The organism is Halobacillus yeomjeoni (assembly GCF_020171525.1).
In the GTDB taxonomy this organism is placed as follows: Bacteria; Bacillota; Bacilli; order Bacillales; family Halobacillaceae; genus Halobacillus; species Halobacillus yeomjeoni.
Genome location: NZ_JAIVAI010000001.1, coordinates 1,082,714 through 1,098,723, shown reverse-complemented (window position 1 = coordinate 1,098,723; position 16,010 = coordinate 1,082,714). Strand labels below are relative to the sequence as shown.

Annotated in this window: 16 protein-coding genes; all 16 read left to right on the top strand. The window is 44.7% G+C overall.

What is annotated here, in order from left to right; translation table 11 throughout:
- Positions 1-622: 622 nt before the first annotated feature.
- The 16 genes from LCL89_RS05700 (at position 623) to LCL89_RS05625 (ending at position 15,939) form a co-directional block, all read left to right on the top strand.
- On the top strand, positions 623-1,501 hold the full coding sequence (locus LCL89_RS05700) for an aspartate carbamoyltransferase catalytic subunit (RefSeq protein WP_224808571.1): 879 nt from the start codon (positions 623-625) through the stop codon (positions 1,499-1,501).
- A complete protein-coding gene (locus LCL89_RS05695) occupies positions 1,502-2,794 on the top strand; it encodes a dihydroorotase (protein ID WP_224808569.1) in 1,293 nt (430 codons plus the stop codon).
- Complete coding sequence (locus LCL89_RS05690; RefSeq protein ID WP_224808567.1) at positions 2,775-3,884, top strand: carbamoyl phosphate synthase small subunit; 1,110 nt, start codon at positions 2,775-2,777, stop codon at positions 3,882-3,884. Before LCL89_RS05695 ends, LCL89_RS05690 begins: the two co-directional genes overlap by 20 nt.
- A complete protein-coding gene (gene carB, locus LCL89_RS05685) occupies positions 3,863-7,066 on the top strand; it encodes a carbamoyl-phosphate synthase large subunit (protein WP_224808564.1) in 3,204 nt (1,067 codons plus the stop codon). Before LCL89_RS05690 ends, carB begins: the two co-directional genes overlap by 22 nt.
- Positions 7,063-7,827 carry a dihydroorotate dehydrogenase electron transfer subunit gene (locus tag LCL89_RS05680; RefSeq protein ID WP_224808554.1) on the top strand — a complete coding sequence of 255 codons (765 nt, stop codon included), beginning with the start codon at positions 7,063-7,065 and terminating at the stop codon, positions 7,825-7,827. Before carB ends, LCL89_RS05680 begins: the two co-directional genes overlap by 4 nt.
- The gene (locus LCL89_RS05675) at positions 7,827-8,759 is read left to right on the top strand and encodes a dihydroorotate dehydrogenase (RefSeq protein ID WP_224808551.1); all 933 of its coding nucleotides are present in this window, start codon (positions 7,827-7,829) and stop codon (positions 8,757-8,759) included. The genes LCL89_RS05680 and LCL89_RS05675 overlap by 1 nt, the downstream gene beginning before the upstream one ends.
- Positions 8,725-9,450, top strand: a complete 726-nt coding sequence (gene pyrF / locus LCL89_RS05670; protein ID WP_224808542.1) for an orotidine-5'-phosphate decarboxylase — start codon at positions 8,725-8,727, stop codon at positions 9,448-9,450. Before LCL89_RS05675 ends, pyrF begins: the two co-directional genes overlap by 35 nt.
- A complete protein-coding gene (gene pyrE / locus LCL89_RS05665; RefSeq protein ID WP_224808540.1) occupies positions 9,428-10,054 on the top strand; it encodes an orotate phosphoribosyltransferase in 627 nt (208 codons plus the stop codon). Before pyrF ends, pyrE begins: the two co-directional genes overlap by 23 nt.
- 37 nt (positions 10,055-10,091) lie before the next feature.
- Positions 10,092-10,244: a hypothetical protein gene (locus LCL89_RS05660; protein WP_224808538.1), complete on the top strand. Its 153-nt coding sequence runs from the start codon at positions 10,092-10,094 to the stop codon at positions 10,242-10,244.
- Positions 10,245-10,647: 403 nt separating this feature from the next.
- Positions 10,648-10,992, top strand: coding sequence for a VOC family protein (locus tag LCL89_RS05655; protein ID WP_224808536.1), 345 nt, complete (start codon positions 10,648-10,650; stop codon positions 10,990-10,992).
- Between the two features lie 334 nt (positions 10,993-11,326).
- Positions 11,327-11,701: a YybH family protein gene (locus tag LCL89_RS05650; protein WP_224808534.1), complete on the top strand. Its 375-nt coding sequence runs from the start codon at positions 11,327-11,329 to the stop codon at positions 11,699-11,701.
- 240 nt (positions 11,702-11,941) lie between these two features.
- Complete coding sequence (locus LCL89_RS05645) at positions 11,942-12,313, top strand: hypothetical protein (protein ID WP_224808532.1); 372 nt, start codon at positions 11,942-11,944, stop codon at positions 12,311-12,313.
- Positions 12,314-12,480: 167 nt separating this feature from the next.
- Positions 12,481-13,359: an alpha/beta fold hydrolase gene (locus tag LCL89_RS05640; RefSeq protein WP_404813401.1), complete on the top strand. Its 879-nt coding sequence runs from the start codon at positions 12,481-12,483 to the stop codon at positions 13,357-13,359.
- A 163-nt stretch (positions 13,360-13,522) separates the two neighbouring features.
- Positions 13,523-14,032 carry a hypothetical protein gene (locus LCL89_RS05635; RefSeq protein ID WP_224808528.1) on the top strand — a complete coding sequence of 170 codons (510 nt, stop codon included), beginning with the start codon at positions 13,523-13,525 and terminating at the stop codon, positions 14,030-14,032.
- A 134-nt stretch (positions 14,033-14,166) separates the two neighbouring features.
- Positions 14,167-14,739, top strand: coding sequence for a hypothetical protein (locus LCL89_RS05630; RefSeq protein WP_224808526.1), 573 nt, complete (start codon positions 14,167-14,169; stop codon positions 14,737-14,739).
- A gap of 762 nt (positions 14,740-15,501) precedes the next feature.
- The gene (locus tag LCL89_RS05625; RefSeq protein ID WP_224808524.1) at positions 15,502-15,939 is read left to right on the top strand and encodes a GNAT family N-acetyltransferase; all 438 of its coding nucleotides are present in this window, start codon (positions 15,502-15,504) and stop codon (positions 15,937-15,939) included.
- The last annotated feature ends 71 nt before the right edge of the window (positions 15,940-16,010 follow it).

Below are 16,010 nucleotides of genomic sequence, written 5' to 3'. Positions count from 1 at the left end.
TTTTAACCGAGTCCCGTGAGGCTCAGAAAGGTGTAGAAGGGTTTGGCTCGTTTAGCATGCGAGTCGAGCACCCCCACACCTTGGGGGTGCTTTTTTTATAGAAAAAATCTTAAGTGCTAATCTTTTTGAGTGTGCGTTTGAAGTCCGTTTTATTAACTAGAGGCTGGGAGGGAAGGGCAAACAGTCCGCTTTCCGCGGGGGACGCTTGAGCCTCTTCGAACTCCGTTCTCCGGGGTCTCACCTTGTTCCTTTTTCCCGCAGGAGTCTACCTGTTTGCCTTACCTTCCCAATCGTAGTTGGTGTAAAGGACTTTGCTTAATTTCAAAATCAAACCTTTCCGTCCCACCTTTTATTGAAGAGGCGGCCTTGGGAATGATGAGACTCCTATGGGATAAAGGTACATCGTGAGACCCCGGAAGGCGCAAGCCTGAGGAGGCTCACGGTACCCCACGGAAAGCGAGTTATTCCCAAGGACGCCTCACACGAATTCTGCGACGGGAAGAGCTGAAACACGCTCGCATAAGAAGAAAATACAAATTTTTACATTACTTACAAAGGAACTTTCCCCCTTGCATCTCGAAGGGAGTAGGAAAGACTCCTGAAAAAAGAGGAGGATGAATCTATGAAACACTTACTCTCCATGAAACAACTGACCAATGACCAGATTCTCCATATTTTCAATGTGGCACGGGCGATGGAGCATGGACAGCGTTCCGCCATGCATACCGATAAGTTTGCAGCCAATCTATTCCTTGAACCAAGCACACGAACGAAAAGCAGTTTCCATATCGCAGAAAGGAAACTCGGTCTGGATGTGCTGCATCTCGGTGAGAACGACTCAAGTATGACCAAAGGGGAAAGCTTGTCCGATACGTTGAAAACCTTAGAAGCGATCGGCGTTGATGTAGCCGTCGTCCGACAATCCGAAGTCGGCGTTCTGAATGATTGCACCGAAGATCTCAATCTATCCCTCATCAACGCAGGAGATGGGTGCGGCGAACATCCGACTCAATCACTGCTTGATTTATATACGATTCAGGAACACTTCCATACGTTCGAAAATGTTCACGTCGCCATCGCGGGAGATTTGAAGCACAGCCGGGTCGCGAGGTCGAACGCTCATGCGTTGACCCAGCTCGGAGCGCGCGTTTCTTTCATAACCAAGCCTGAATGGCAGGACGATTCCATCACGAATCACTACATAACTATGGACGAAGCCGTTGAGCAATGCGACGTGCTCATGCTGCTCAGGATTCAACATGAACGGCACAATGATCGATCCTCTCAAACAACTTATCTGGAAGAATACGGACTGACGAAACAGAGAGAGGCGAAAATGAAAGATCACGCCATCATCATGCACCCAGCACCTGTGAACCGGGGAGTAGAAATGGATGGAAGTCTGGTAGAGTCACCAAAGTCAAGAATCTTCAGGCAAATGACGAATGGAGTGACGATCCGAATGGCAGTTCTGCAAACACTTTTGAAAGGGGAGCTTTAAATGAAGCGCAAAATCATCAACGCGAAGCGGTTACTAAATGGAAAACTGGAGTCCTGTGAGGTTTTGATCGAAGACAGCACCATCCAGGCAGTCGAAAAGAGGATCTCATCACAAGCCGATGAGACGATCGACGCACAAGGCCATCTGATCTCAGCAGGGTTCGTCGATGTGCACGTCCATTTGAGGGAGCCCGGCGGAGAAGCGAAGGAAACCATTGAGACTGGAACAATGGCTGCTGCGAAAGGCGGGTTCACGACGGTCTGTGCCATGCCGAATACACGTCCGGTCCCGGATTCTGAAGAACATTTGAACAGTCTGCTGGAAAAAATAGAAACGACGGCCAACGTCCGTGTGCTGCCTTATGCATCGATCACGACACGCCAGCTCGGCGAAGAGCTTGTCGATATGGAAACGCTCAGCAGCCATGGGGCTTTCGCTTTCACGGATGACGGCGTCGGTGTCCAGAGCGCCGGAACGATGTACGAAGCGATGCAGGAAGCAGCTCGGCTCGGAAAAGCGATCGTCGCCCATTGTGAAGACAATTCGCTCGTATATGGCGGCGTGTCTCACGAAGGGGAGGTCAGCAGGCGATTGAACCTGCCGGGGATCATGAATGCAGCGGAATCCGTGCAGATCGCCCGGGATGTGCTTCTTGCAGAAGCGGCCGGCTGTCATTACCATGTCTGTCACGTCTCTACGAAGGAGTCCGTCCGGGTCATCCGGGATGCGAAACGCGCGGGCATCAACGTGACAGCGGAAGTGACGCCTCACCACCTGTTATTGAATGAAAGATCTGTACAGGAAGATGATGCATTGTTCAAGATGAATCCGCCGCTTCGCTCGAAAGAAGACCAGCAGGCGCTGATCGATGGTCTCTTGGACGGAACGATCGACTGTATTGCGACCGATCACGCTCCACACACAGAAGAAGAAAAGCAGCAAGGGTTCCTTGGATCACCGTTCGGAATCACAGGATTAGAAACAGCCTTTCCACTGCTTTACACTTATTTTGTTGAAAAAGGAACGGCCACCCTGCAGCAGCTGATTGCATGGCTGACGGTGCATCCGTCACGGATTTTCCAACTGCCTTTCGGTCACTTGGAAGCAGGGGCTCCTGCTGATATGACACTGATTGATCTCGAAACGAAAAAGCCGATTGACCGCCGGAAACTGATCTCGAAAGGGAAGAACAGTCCTTTTGATGGCTGGGCAGTGAAAGGATGGCCGGTCATGACGATGGTCGAAGGCGAAATCATTTGGGAGGAGGCTAAATATGAAACAGCTCGTGCTTGAAGATGGAACGGTTTTTGTAGGTCAGGGATTCGGAAGTGAAGAGGAAAAAATCGGTGAGATCGTATTTAACACCGGAATGACAGGATACCAGGAGGTGATCTCCGACCCTTCGTACTGCGGTCAGATCATCACGTTCACGTACCCGTTGATCGGAAATTACGGCATCAACAGGGATGATTTTGAAACTGTAGACCCTGCCGTTTTCGGAGTAGTCGTGAAAGAGCATTGTGAAAATCCATCGAACTTCAGGAATGAAGAGACGCTGGACGAATTTTTGAAAGCGAAACGGATTCCCGGCATCAGCGGGATAGATACGCGGAAGCTGACGAAAATCATACGTACACACGGAACGATGAAAGCGATGATCGCATCGATGGACCGTACCCCGGAAGAAGTGGTGGACCTGCTTCAAAATACGCCGCTCATGACCGACCAGGTCGAGCGTGTATCGACCGTCAAGCCTTATGTGGTACCGGGAAGAGGAGACCGCATCGTGTTGATGGACTTCGGCATGAAACACGGCATATTGCGGGAGTTCACGAAACGCAACTGCCATGTCACTGTCGTCCCTTATGATACGACAGCGGAGGAAATCATGCGCTTGAAACCCGACGGCGTCATGCTCTCCAATGGCCCGGGAGATCCAAAAGATGTACCGGAAGCGATTGAAACAATCCGGCATTTGAAAGGCAGGGTTCCGATCTTCGGTATCTGCCTCGGCCATCAGTTGATCGCTCTTGCCTGCGGCGCCGATACCGCCAAGATGAAATTCGGACACCGGGGTGTGAATCAGCCGGTCAAAGACCTGGAGAGTGGACGCACGTATATTACTTCCCAAAACCATGGCTATGCCGTAGAGCAGCGGACGCTTGCAAGGACGGAGTTGAACCTTACCCAGATTTCCTTGAACGATGATTCGGTCGAAGGGTTGGAACACAGTGTCCACCCGATGTTCTCGGTACAGTACCACCCGGAGAGTTCACCTGGACCTGAAGATACATCCCATTTGTTCGATGAATTTTTACGACGCATCAAGGAGCATGAAACGACGATGAAGGAGGAATTCGCATGCCAAAACGTACAGATATAAATAAAATTTTAGTGATCGGATCCGGACCGATTGTTATCGGGCAGGCCGCAGAGTTCGATTATTCAGGAACTCAAGCCTGTCAGTCATTGAAAGAAGAAGGGTATGAAGTGATCCTCGCCAACTCCAACCCTGCGACGATCATGACCGACCACACGTTTGCGGATGAAGTGTACATGGAACCATTGACGGTGGAATTCCTCCAAAAAATCATCCGTAAAGAAAAACCGGATGCCATCCTTCCAACGTTAGGCGGTCAGACCGGCTTGAACATGGCGGTCGGTTTGAGCGAATCGGGCATCTTGGAAGAGTTCGCAGTCGAACTGCTCGGCTCTCCGCTGGAAGCGATCCAGCGAGCGGAAGACCGTGAGAAATTCCGTTCCCTCATGCACGAACTCGGACAGCCGGTTCCGGAAAGTGAAATCATCAGCTCGGTCGATGCAGCGGTCGACTTTGCCGAGACGATCGGCTATCCGGTCATCGTTCGTCCTGCTTATACGATGGGCGGCGCCGGCGGAGGCATGTGTGACAATGAAGCGGAATTAAGAGAAACTGCCCGCAGCGGACTGTCGATGTCCCCGGTCAACCAATGCCTGATTGAGAAAAACATCGCCGGATTCAAAGAAGTCGAATACGAGGTGATGCGCGATAAAAGCAACCATGCCATCGTCGTCTGTAATATGGAAAACTTCGATCCTGTCGGCATTCACACAGGGGATTCGATCGTCGTCGCTCCATCGCAGACACTAAGCGATCGTGAGTACCAGATGCTCAGGAACGCATCGCTTGAAATCATCCGCGCCCTCGACATCGAAGGTGGGTGTAACGTCCAGCTCGCACTCGACCCGGACAGCTTCCAATATTATGTGATCGAAGTGAACCCGAGAGTGAGCCGTTCGTCTGCACTGGCATCCAAAGCGACCGGCTACCCGATTGCCAAAATGGCTGCCAAAATCGCCATCGGCATGACGCTGGATGAAATAAGAAACCCGATTACCGGAACGACGTATGCCTGTTTCGAACCGGCACTCGATTATGTCGTCACAAAAATTCCACGCTGGCCTTTTGACAAATTCGCCAAGGGAAACCGCCATCTGGGTACACAGATGAAAGCGACCGGTGAAGTGATGTCGATTGGACGGACCATGGAAGAATCATTGCTGAAAGGGGTACGTTCCCTGGAAGGGGAGACGGAGGAACTGTACCTTTCCTCGATCACCCATTTGCGGACGGATGAATTGTTCCAGCGGATGAAGTCCGCCGATGATGAGAGGATTTTCATTCTGGCTGAAGCTCTGCGCCGCGCGCATACGATCGATGAAATTCATGAGGTCACCGGCATCGATTACTTTTTCCTGAACAAAATGAAAAGAATCATCGATTTGGAACGGTCGCTCCTTCATGAAGGTCTCCATCCAGAACTAATAAGAACTGCGAAAGAGGCTGGATTCTCAGACTTGCAGATTGCAAGGGTGATAGGAAGCGACCTGGATACCGTACTGAATTACAGGAGGGAACACAGCATTCAACCGGTTTATAAAATGGTCGACACGTGTGCCGGCGAGTTCGTCTCAGAAACACCGTACTTCTACAGTAGTTATGAGGAAGAGAATGAATCACTGCCGTCCTCCAGCAAAAAAGTGCTCGTCATCGGTTCCGGGCCAATCCGGATCGGGCAGGGCGTCGAGTTCGATTACGCCACCGTCCACTCGGTGCTTGCCTTGAAAGAGATGGGGTATGAAGCGATCATCATGAACAACAACCCGGAAACGGTCTCCACGGACTTCAGCGTATCGGATAAACTGTATTTCGAACCGTTGACGCTTGAGGATGTCTTGAACGTGATCGATTTGGAACAGCCGGAAGGCGTCATCGTCCAATTCGGCGGACAGACGGCCATCAACCTAGTGGATGGTTTGAATCGTCACGGCGTGAATATTTTAGGAACGACGATGGAAGCCATCAACGAGACGGAAGACCGCGACCTCTTCGAGCAATTGATGAATAAACTCGACATCCCTAAGCCTGGTGGTGAAAGTGTCACGAGTGAACAGGAAGCCCTGCAGGCAGCGGAACACATCGGCTACCCGCTCGTAGTAAGACCATCTTACGTCCTCGGTGGACGCGCTATGGCGATCGTCTATTCCAAAGAGGAGCTCATCGCCTACTTAGAGAACAATGTCACTGTGCATAACGGACACCCGATCCTGATCGATAAATATATGACCGGGATGGAAATCGAAGTCGATGCAATCACGGATGGTAAAGATGTGTTCATTCCGGGAATCATGGAACATATCGAACGCGCCGGCGTCCACTCAGGAGACTCGATGGCGGTCTACCCGACCCAGCGTTTGAAACCGGAAGTCGAACTGCAGTGCATCGATGCGACGAAGAAAATAGCAACGGAACTGAACATGAAAGGCCTGATCAATATCCAGTTCGTCATCCATAAAGACACGGCTTATGTGCTGGAAGTGAATCCACGTGCGAGCCGGACGGTTCCGTTCTTGAGTAAAATCACCGGCGTCCAAATGGCACAGCTCGCAACAAGAGCCATTCTAGGGGAAAAACTTGCCGTTCTCGGGTATCCATCAGGGGTGGCTGAAAAGCCGGAAGGGGTGTATGTCAAAGTTCCAGTCTTCTCATTTGAAAAACTGAGAAGCGTCGATACGACACTCGGACCGGAAATGAAATCGACGGGTGAAGTTATCGGCTATGATCAGACGTTGGAAAAAGCCCTCTATAAAGGCATGACCTCAGCAGGTCTCAAAATTCCGACCCAGGGAGCGGTGCTATTGACTGTCGCAGATAAAGACAAAACGGAAATGCTGACCATCGCCAACACATTCTTTGAACTCGGATTCCAGCTTTTCGCGACGGAAGGGACAGCCCGGGTCATCGAGGAAGCCGGCATCCCGGTCGAAGCCGTCGGCAAAGTCGGATCGGATCAAAGAGATGTCCTCGACTTGATTCAAAACGACCATGTCCAGTTCGTCATCAATACGCTCAACAAAGGGATGCAGGCAAGATCGGACGGATTCAGAATCCGCCGGACTGCGGTCGAACACGGCATCGCGTGCTTGACGAGTCTCGATACAGCGAAGACCATCGTCGATGTCATCAATGCGATGTCCTTCACCGCTCGTTCCATCCCGCAGAAGGGAGCGGTCCAATTCCAATGAGGCGCGAATGGATGAAGGTGATTGAACATAAGAGCATTGCCAGAGATACGTACCAGCTCATCCTGAAAGGAGACCTGATCGAGGAGGTGGACGAACCGGGGAAGTTCGTCCATATCCAGATCAATCCGGAATTCTTCCTTCGGCGACCGGTGTCCATCGCTGACGTCGATTTCCATGAGCAGACGTTGACGTTGTTGTATAAAGTGATGGGAAAAGGGACGGATGCTTTGACGGAAAAACGTGTCGGAGATCAGCTGGATGTGCTAGGTCCAGGAGGCCGGGGCTTCCCGGTCGCCTCGCTTGAAAGCAAGCACGCGTTGATTATCGGAGGTGGCATCGGGGTTCCGCCTCTTTATTACCTGGCAAAAAATCTGGTGGAGCGCGGCATCAAGGTGACCAGTGTGCTCGGGTTCCGCTCGGAAGCTGATGTTTTTTATGAAGATGAGTTCCGTGAATTAGGAGAAGTGACCGTGGTGACGAATGACGGCTCCTATGGAGAAAAAGGCTTGGTGACAGATGTCCTCCCGAACCTTGAGCCAACCATCGATACGTACTTTTCCTGCGGACCGGGAGTCATGTTGAAAGCAGTCACGGAACATCTCCCTCATCTACCCGGTTACATCTCTATGGAAGAGCGGATGGGATGCGGCATCGGAGCCTGTTTTGCATGCGTCGTGCCCACCCCTGATATGGATGAAAAAGGATACCGGAGAATTTGCTGTGACGGTCCTGTATTCAAAGCAGAGGAGGTGGTGCTGTAATGGATATTCGAATCGACCTGCCTGGACTACATTTGAAAAATCCGATCATGCCCGCCTCTGGTTGTTTCGGATTCGGGAAAGAATTCGCTCAGTTCTATGATCTATCAGATTTGGGAGCTGTCATCATCAAAGCAGCCACGGGAGAAAAACGGTTCGGAAACCCGACGCCGCGAGTTGCTGAAACGTCCAGCGGGATGTTGAACGCCATAGGTTTGCAGAACCCGGGTGTCGACAGCATCATCGAAATAGAAATTCCTTTTATGAAAGGGTATGACGTTCCGATTATTGCAAACGTAGCGGGAAGCACGGTGGAAGAATATGTGCAAGTGGCAGAAAAAATCTCCGACCACGTCGACGCCATTGAATTGAACATCTCCTGTCCCAATGTGAAAGAAGGCGGTGTCCAGTTCGGGACGGATTCATCTCTTGCCGAAGAAGTGACCCGGCTCGTGAAAGAAGTCAGCAGCGTGCAGGTGTATGTGAAACTCTCGCCTAATGTCACGGATATCGTAGCGATGGCAAAAGCAGTGGAAGCAGGAGGAGCGGACGGACTCTCCATGGTCAATACGTTGACAGGCATGCGCATCGATCCGGCGACCCGTAAGCCGATCATTGCCAACGGGACAGGCGGCTTATCCGGACCCGCGATCAAGCCGGTTGCCATCCGGATGATCCATCAAGTGTATCAAGCTGTCGACCTCCCGATCATCGGTATGGGCGGCATCGAAACGACGGATGATATCATCGAATATTTACTTGCAGGAGCCAGTGCCGTCGCGGTCGGAAGTGCGAATTTCAAAAACCCGTTGATTTGTAAAGAGTTGATCGATGAACTTCCGGATGCTCTTGAGAAGTATGGATTTTCATCCTTAGAAGAAGCGATCGGAGGTGCCCACGATGAAAAAACTCCATCCAGTCTATTTCGCACTTGATTTTCCGAATGGAAAAGAAGCACTAACGTTTTTACAGGAGAATGAGTTGGAAGGGATTCCTGTGAAAGTCGGCATGGAGCTTTTTTACAAAGAAGGAGCCTCCATCATCCGGCAGTTGAAAGAAAACAAGCACCCGATCTTCCTCGATTTGAAACTGCACGATATACCGGTAACCGTCCAGCGTGCGATGGCGAACCTGGCCCGGCTGGATGTCGATGTTGTCAACGTCCACGCTCAAGGAGGAGGGAAAATGATCGAGGCTGCGCGTCTCGGACTTGAACAGGGAAGTGATGAGGAGCGGCCGTTGCTTCTTGCGGTCACGATTCTGACCTCGACCGATGAAACGATGGTTGGAGAAGAACTGATGCTGAAGAAGTCGCTCGATGAAATGGTCACCCATTACAGCCGCCTGGCATCTGAAAATGGTGCCGATGGAGTCGTCTGCTCGGTCCGGGAATCTGCGGGCATCAAACAAGCCCTGGATGGGCCTTTCATGACCTTGACCCCGGGAATACGTCTACCCGGCAATGATTCCCACGACCAAAAGCGGATTGCAACCCCCGTAGACGCCAAACGAGCCGAGAGCGATTCGATTGTCGTCGGCCGGGAGATAAGGGATTCTGCAAACCCTCGGCACACGTACGAACTAATGAAGGAGGAATTCACTCATGGCTCATCCACTTATTCATGATCTGCTTCAAATCGGAGCGGTGAAAGTAGAAACCGAAGACCTTTTCACATGGACGTCCGGACTGCGGTCTCCAATCTATTGTGACAACCGTCTGACGATGTCTTATCCGGACATTCGCAGCAATATCGCTTATGCTTTTACTGATAAAATCAAAAGGCTCTCTTCCGATGTCGACCTGATTGCGGGCTGTGCAACGGCTGGGATCCCTCATGCCGCATGGGTGGCAGACATTCTCGACAAACCGATGGTGTATGTACGCTCCTCAGCGAAGAAACATGGCAAAGGCAATCAAATCGAAGGCCATTTCCATCAAGGGCAGAAAGCCGTCGTCATCGAAGATTTAGTTTCGACGGGGAAATCATCAATCCAGGCTGCAGAAGCGTTAAGAGAATCAGGGGTGGAAGTCGTCCAAGTCCTCTCCATCTTCACTTATAATTTAAAAGAATCCGTAGAAGCGTTCCGAAAGCATGACCTCCCTTACCAGGCGCTCGCAAGCTATGATCAGCTGTTGGAGGTGATGGTTGAAGAGGGGCAGTTGAGCGAAGAACAAGAGAAGTCGCTGTCCCAGTGGAAAGAGGACCCGACGGTTTTTACAATGAATTAACAAGGTGAAGTTGCTATTCATAGACAATCCTAGTAGGATGGAATCATCAGAAAGTTTTGGTGATTTGGATGAAGTCAAAGAAACATTCGTTTTTTATCATTATGAACGCATCCCTGGGATTATTGACCTGCTTTGTATATTTGTATACATGGCTCTCTTTCGCATTCCAGGAACCCATGCTGTCGATTGAACCGGTCTTGAGCCTCCTGGTATCGATTTCCGCATTTATCCTCTATAACTTTTATATGTTGAAAAATGAAAAGAAAAAATACTGGGCTCAGGCGATATTTTCATACATCGGTTCCATCGCCATTTTCGTGTATTTTCTTACTTAGATCACAGGACAATAGTAAAAGATGTTTACATTAAGGAAAGTTCAATTTTGGATTGGGCTTTCTTTTTTTTGTGCTTTTGGGTAGGGGGGAATTCTGGGTATTCAAGAATAGGGCAGGTTAGTTGAAGACTTGAATTCGAGATATAAGACCCGAACATTGCTTTTTTAACAATATTTTGAAATAATTTGAATTATGTGAAGTTTTACCAGTGGAACGGAGGATTAACAAAATAAATAATAAAATTTTAGGAGGATACTTATGTTTGAGAGAATTGATACAATGTGTTTAACAGTGAGTAACGTTGAAAAGGCTAGTAATTGGTATCAAAATGTATTGGGTCTTACAGTTTCATTTAGTGGGGAGGGCTACCGGGTTTTAAGTGTTGGTAATAGTAGTGTCCCGTTGACAATCGAAGAGGGCAATACTGATAGTGACAGTAATAATAGTTATCCTATATTCTTTACCAAGGATATAAAAGAAGCACATGAAAATTTAAATAGTCAGGGAGTACAAATTGATCAACTACATAACGATGGAGTAAATAACTTCTTTGACTTTTACGACTTGGATGGTAACAAAATGCAGGTGTGTTTTTTTGAATAATTATATAGTTACCGCGAATTCGACTCCTAAAGAAACGGGGGCTTTAGTTGAATAAGAAAATTGAAAAGTCAGTCATCTAATGCTGGCTTTTTTGCTTGAAAAAGGAGGATGTAATTTATGTTTTGTAAGGTTATCCCTTTAATGTAGGAGCTTACCAGAACAAGTGCTCTTGATGGTGTGCTTTAACAATGGTCATCGTTCTCATAATTAAGGACTTATGATATGTTAAGTTTATCAATATTGATATCTTATTAATAAAAGAGAGAATTAAGGGATGAGATTCGAGAGTATAAAAAATTAATTTAAAATTAATTTAAAATTGGGAGGGCTTTCGATGTTTGCATCAACTCCACAAGAAGCATTGAAGTTGTTAGAAGAAGCAACAAACACTCATAATTTCAAAAATGTGTCTGAGTTAATAAGTGAAGAAGCTGTATATTACTTTTCTGATGAAATTGTCTATGGACATGAAAATCTTAAAAGTTACTTTGAAAAAACGTGGGAGCATATCCGTGATGAAGAATATCAAATATATGATGTAAATTGGATAAGTACAAGTGATACAGTTGCCGTATGCATTTACAAATTTCACTGGGCAGGAAAAATAGACGGTATACTAAAGGAAGGTCAAGGAAGAGGGACAAATGTATTTAAAAAGGATGGTCAGGGATGGAAAGTAGTTCATGAGCATTTGAGTACTCTACATTAGGATACAGAAATTAAACCTATTATCTTCACTTCAAGTTTTCAACTATTGAATGTATTATTGGCAAATCTACCGGAAGATATCTCGGATTCAAGTCTTCCGCAATAGGGGGCAATTCAGAAATAGAAGAATTGTCCCCTTCATACGTTTAAGGCAGGATTCTTGAATAATCGGAAGATAATAAACAGTTTGAAACTAAATTGTAGGGGATTTCGTATGTTTATAAGGAAAGGAGGATAGCTTGTGAAAAAAGCAATTATTTCTAATTTGACAAGTGTTATATTTTTAATTTTCCTGTTTACTTTTGCTATTTCCTTTTATTATCCAGACTCTTTTTTTATAGCAACATCAAATAATGTAGTTTTGCTTCTAATACTTTTTGCGTTATTTATCTTAAATGTTGTCCTAAAGAAAGATACTGAATTTAAAGGTATCTCATATATAGTATCGTTAGCTGTTTTTTTAGGTATTTCCACAATACTAAATGTCCTAGAACCCAATGTAAATTCTCCAGTATCCTTTGATAGTATTGTCTATTGGGTATTGCTTGGAGCACTTGTCATCAAAACAATTCTACAACTTAAATTAATTAAGAAAAACAGGGGTGTAGTTTAAAAATTTCTAATTAATAATAGGTCTCTTGAAATACAGTCTTCGTGTATTGGGGGCAATTCTGAAATAGAGGAATTGTCCCCTTCATACGTTTAGGGCAGGTTTATTTGAAGACTCAGTTTTGAGATATTGCTGTAAAATGTTGTGTTAAAATTCACATTAATACATGTATGGAGGGGGGGCTAGTATTGGTTAATTGGGAAAGGAAATTAATACATACGGATCGCGGTGTATTTGAGATATTTATAAAGGGGGAGGGGGATCCAATTTGTGTAACCCACCATTATTCTGAATTTAATCAAACAGGAGATTACTTTGCAAAGTCCTTTACAAGCACGAACAAGGTATTCTTAGTTAATTTAAGAGAAGCAGGGCATTCAGATGAAGCGAAGGAACCGTACCAATTAAGCATGTTGGAATCCATATTCGATTTAGAAGCTATCAGAGAAGAATTAGGCTTTAGTAAATGGGGATTTGCTGGACATTCGACTGGAGGGATGCTGGGAGTAATTTACGGTATATACTTTTCAGAACGTCTAGATTTTAATGTAATTGTAGGAGCAGCAGCAAGAGAATATATGACATTTTCGAAAGAGTGTATTTACAATTCAGAACATCCTGATTTTCATATAATGCAAAAACTAATTGAAGCTTTAAAACGTTCGGATCTACCACCAGAAAACAGAACTGAATTAAAGGTTAAAAGAACTAAACTATCTTTATATATGCCTGAAAAATATGAGCAGCTATTTTCTCTTAACATTCATAAAGGAATATCAACTATTCGAATGAATTTCTTCAACCGTGAATTACAGGTCTATGATGTAACTAGAAAGTTAGAGTTTATATCAACACCTACTTTAATTATATGTGGTAGGCATGATGTTCAGTGCCCACTGAGTTACTCAATTGAAATGAATGAAGGTATTCCTAATTCGAAATTAGTTATCTTTGAGAAAAGTAACCATTACCCATTTTTAGAGGAAGCAAAGGGTTTTAATGAAGTGGTTGACTTATTCTTAAAGGAAAATCAATCCTTTATTAATTAAAGGGCGATACTCTAAATGCCTCGAGTTTGAGTGTTCATGTATCGGGAGGGGATTGCTCAATATAAATGTTTGCTTTTTCACTTAGAGACAGTAAAATTAAATAGGTTTTTTTGAGCTTAAAAAGGGAGATGTGAAGTTGAGGTATCTTTCAGTTTTATTATTTATGTTTCTCTTAATATTAGCTGGTTGCAGTAATAATGAATATAATAGTTCTGACATAGAAAAAACCTTCGCTACAAAAGAAGAAGCTCTGCACCAGTTTCTTGAAAAAAATCCTAGAAGCTACGTGGAACAAATTAATACTACTGATAATGATGAAATATTTATAGTTCGTTCAGGCAACCACCAGTACAGTGCATATGGAATGAAGCGAGTAAACCAAGGCTACATAGTTGTTAAACTTACGGGTACGTTGGCTCTTCATAATACAATCGCAGGTTCTAGTGAATTCACAACAACTGAAGGGAATGATTACACGTTCCTAGTAGTAAAGAAAGGTAAGATAGACGAGCTTGATTATTCAAGCAGAAAGTATTCGTTTTCACCGTTATATATGGGTGATGCAGAGATAGCTTTAAACAAAGGACATATCAAAAATAATGATGGTGCTACACTTCCTGAGAGTGTTATTCAATCAACAGAGGTGATTGCAGAGCCAAATACTTCTTCTTAAAGTGTTATTGAACAGGAGGATACGAAATAAGTTTTAATCCCATATGTCTTTAAATCGTTTTTTCCAAAATCGGGGGCGATATTGCACAGCTCCTACCTCTTATTGTGCTAACGTGGATAAGGATTTTTTATTTTATGGTGAAGTATTCTAGTGGAAAAAATGAGGGAATTATTTTGAGAGTAAACCTAAAAAAATCAACAGTAATTTCAACTATAATCATGTTTTTATTTTTAATCGGGTGTGAACCATTAGCGAAGGATACGATGGATTTTTATAAAAGGACAGAGAGTGTTGACCTCTCTGGTGAAAATATCAATTCTATCTCATTAAATTCAACCGAGAACGATGTAATAAACACTTTTGGAAAACCAACTGAAATCGAAGAAATAGAAGATCCAAAGTCAAAATATTTAAGTTACGATGGTGTGGAGTTTGGTTTTGTAGAGGACAAGGTTATTCGATTATTCATTCGAAGAACACACGAAAACTCCAAAATATTTGAAACTGCAAAAGAAATTAAAACCGGGGATAAAAAAGAACAAGTAATTAAAGAATACGGTGAGAACTATTATGAAAGGGTTGAAAGTGGCTTAGATACCCTTGGATATTTTGATAAGGAAAATATGATAAATATAGAGTTTGGGTTTAATGAAAGTAAAGTTATAGCTGTTATTATTAAGAAAATTGGTTGGAAGGAAGATAATTGAGCTTACAGGGGCATTAGTGAAAGATCTGTTCAATTTCTCTCGATTACAAGTCTTTAAGAAACGGGGGATGAACCTTTTATAAAAATCTTATTATATTCCTCATTGTATATTTTTCTATTTTCTGTCCTTCTTCTAGTGGACCTAATCCAGTCAGGTAATGTTACTTTGCAAGAGTATTCCTTACAAACTCTGTTTTGGGAACGGGGTTAATCATACTGGAACGCACCTTTAACAAAAAAACAAAGTGAAAAGGTTCGAGTCGATAAGTTACTCAGAATTTCTTTCTTTATTTAAATCGGTTGGAGAGGGTAGCGCGGTGAATAATAGCTTAACAAGACATCTCTATTTCAAATCCTCAACTAAAAGGGAATCTAAAGGAGGGGAAATTGTGTTTTTAATCACTTGGAAGTTAAGCCGATCCTTTGCATTAGCTCTAGTGGTTGTAGGATTGGTCACTTTTATCACTGAGGGAGAGTTTCCGTATAGTGGCATTTTTATTATAGTGGGTGTTATTGCGGTAATTGTATCTCATTACTTCCTTAAGCGAAATAAGAAAGGTTTCGATTAAATTGTGGCATTTGAATGCGGAATTATGATGGATTGAAACACCCGTTAGGTAAACAAGTGTGAGAAATTAAGGTGTCTCTAAATCGAGTCTTCCGGTAACTGGGGCATTTGCAAAATAAGCCCCTAGCTTATTTACATTCTGAGGATTTAGTCAGGAGTACAGGATTACCATATAGTTAAGAGGGGGGAAGTTCAATGATAATAAGAAAACCTAATGATAATGAGCTTGAAAAAGTTATATCTCTATCTCCCAAAGCAATGTTCGAGGGAACATTAGGTGAAGTAAGACCTACTACTGAAAAAGTCACTCAACTTGTGGAGTCCCTTTTAGAAAGAGGAAGTTATTATTTAATTGCGACAGATGGTCATGAATTGATGGGCTGGATACTTTTAGGCAGTAGAAAAAACCAATTTACAGATAAAACAAACGGATTTATTTATGAGTTATTTGTTTTAGAAGCATTCAGAGGAAAGGGAATTTCTAAGAAGCTAATGAGAGCTGGCATTGGTCATCTTAAGGATGAAGGGTACTTTGAAGTCCGACTAAGCGTATTTTCTGGAAATAAAGCTATTGAATTATACGAGGGAATGGGTTTTAACAAAAAAACTGTAACAATGAGTTTAGAAATTTAAGTACTCTACTGTTAGAACATCTTGAAATAGAGTCTTATAGAAACGGGGGATTTTCAAGAGTAGGGTTCGTA

Coding starts and splice junctions, on each gene's coding strand:
- LCL89_RS05700 (WP_224808571.1), top strand. CDS start 623: ATGAAACACTTACTCTCCATGAAACAACTGACCAATGACCAGATTCTC.
- LCL89_RS05695 (WP_224808569.1), top strand. CDS start 1,502: ATGAAGCGCAAAATCATCAACGCGAAGCGGTTACTAAATGGAAAACTG.
- LCL89_RS05690 (WP_224808567.1), top strand. CDS start 2,775: ATGAAACAGCTCGTGCTTGAAGATGGAACGGTTTTTGTAGGTCAGGGA.
- carB (WP_224808564.1), top strand. CDS start 3,863: ATGCCAAAACGTACAGATATAAATAAAATTTTAGTGATCGGATCCGGA.
- LCL89_RS05680 (WP_224808554.1), top strand. CDS start 7,063: ATGAGGCGCGAATGGATGAAGGTGATTGAACATAAGAGCATTGCCAGA.
- LCL89_RS05675 (WP_224808551.1), top strand. CDS start 7,827: ATGGATATTCGAATCGACCTGCCTGGACTACATTTGAAAAATCCGATC.
- pyrF (WP_224808542.1), top strand. CDS start 8,725: ATGAAAAAACTCCATCCAGTCTATTTCGCACTTGATTTTCCGAATGGA.
- pyrE (WP_224808540.1), top strand. CDS start 9,428: ATGGCTCATCCACTTATTCATGATCTGCTTCAAATCGGAGCGGTGAAA.
- LCL89_RS05660 (WP_224808538.1), top strand. CDS start 10,092: ATGGAATCATCAGAAAGTTTTGGTGATTTGGATGAAGTCAAAGAAACA.
- LCL89_RS05655 (WP_224808536.1), top strand. CDS start 10,648: ATGTTTGAGAGAATTGATACAATGTGTTTAACAGTGAGTAACGTTGAA.
- LCL89_RS05650 (WP_224808534.1), top strand. CDS start 11,327: ATGTTTGCATCAACTCCACAAGAAGCATTGAAGTTGTTAGAAGAAGCA.
- LCL89_RS05640 (WP_404813401.1), top strand. CDS start 12,481: ATGGAGGGGGGGCTAGTATTGGTTAATTGGGAAAGGAAATTAATACAT.
- LCL89_RS05635 (WP_224808528.1), top strand. CDS start 13,523: ATGTTTCTCTTAATATTAGCTGGTTGCAGTAATAATGAATATAATAGT.
- LCL89_RS05630 (WP_224808526.1), top strand. CDS start 14,167: ATGGTGAAGTATTCTAGTGGAAAAAATGAGGGAATTATTTTGAGAGTA.
- LCL89_RS05625 (WP_224808524.1), top strand. CDS start 15,502: ATGATAATAAGAAAACCTAATGATAATGAGCTTGAAAAAGTTATATCT.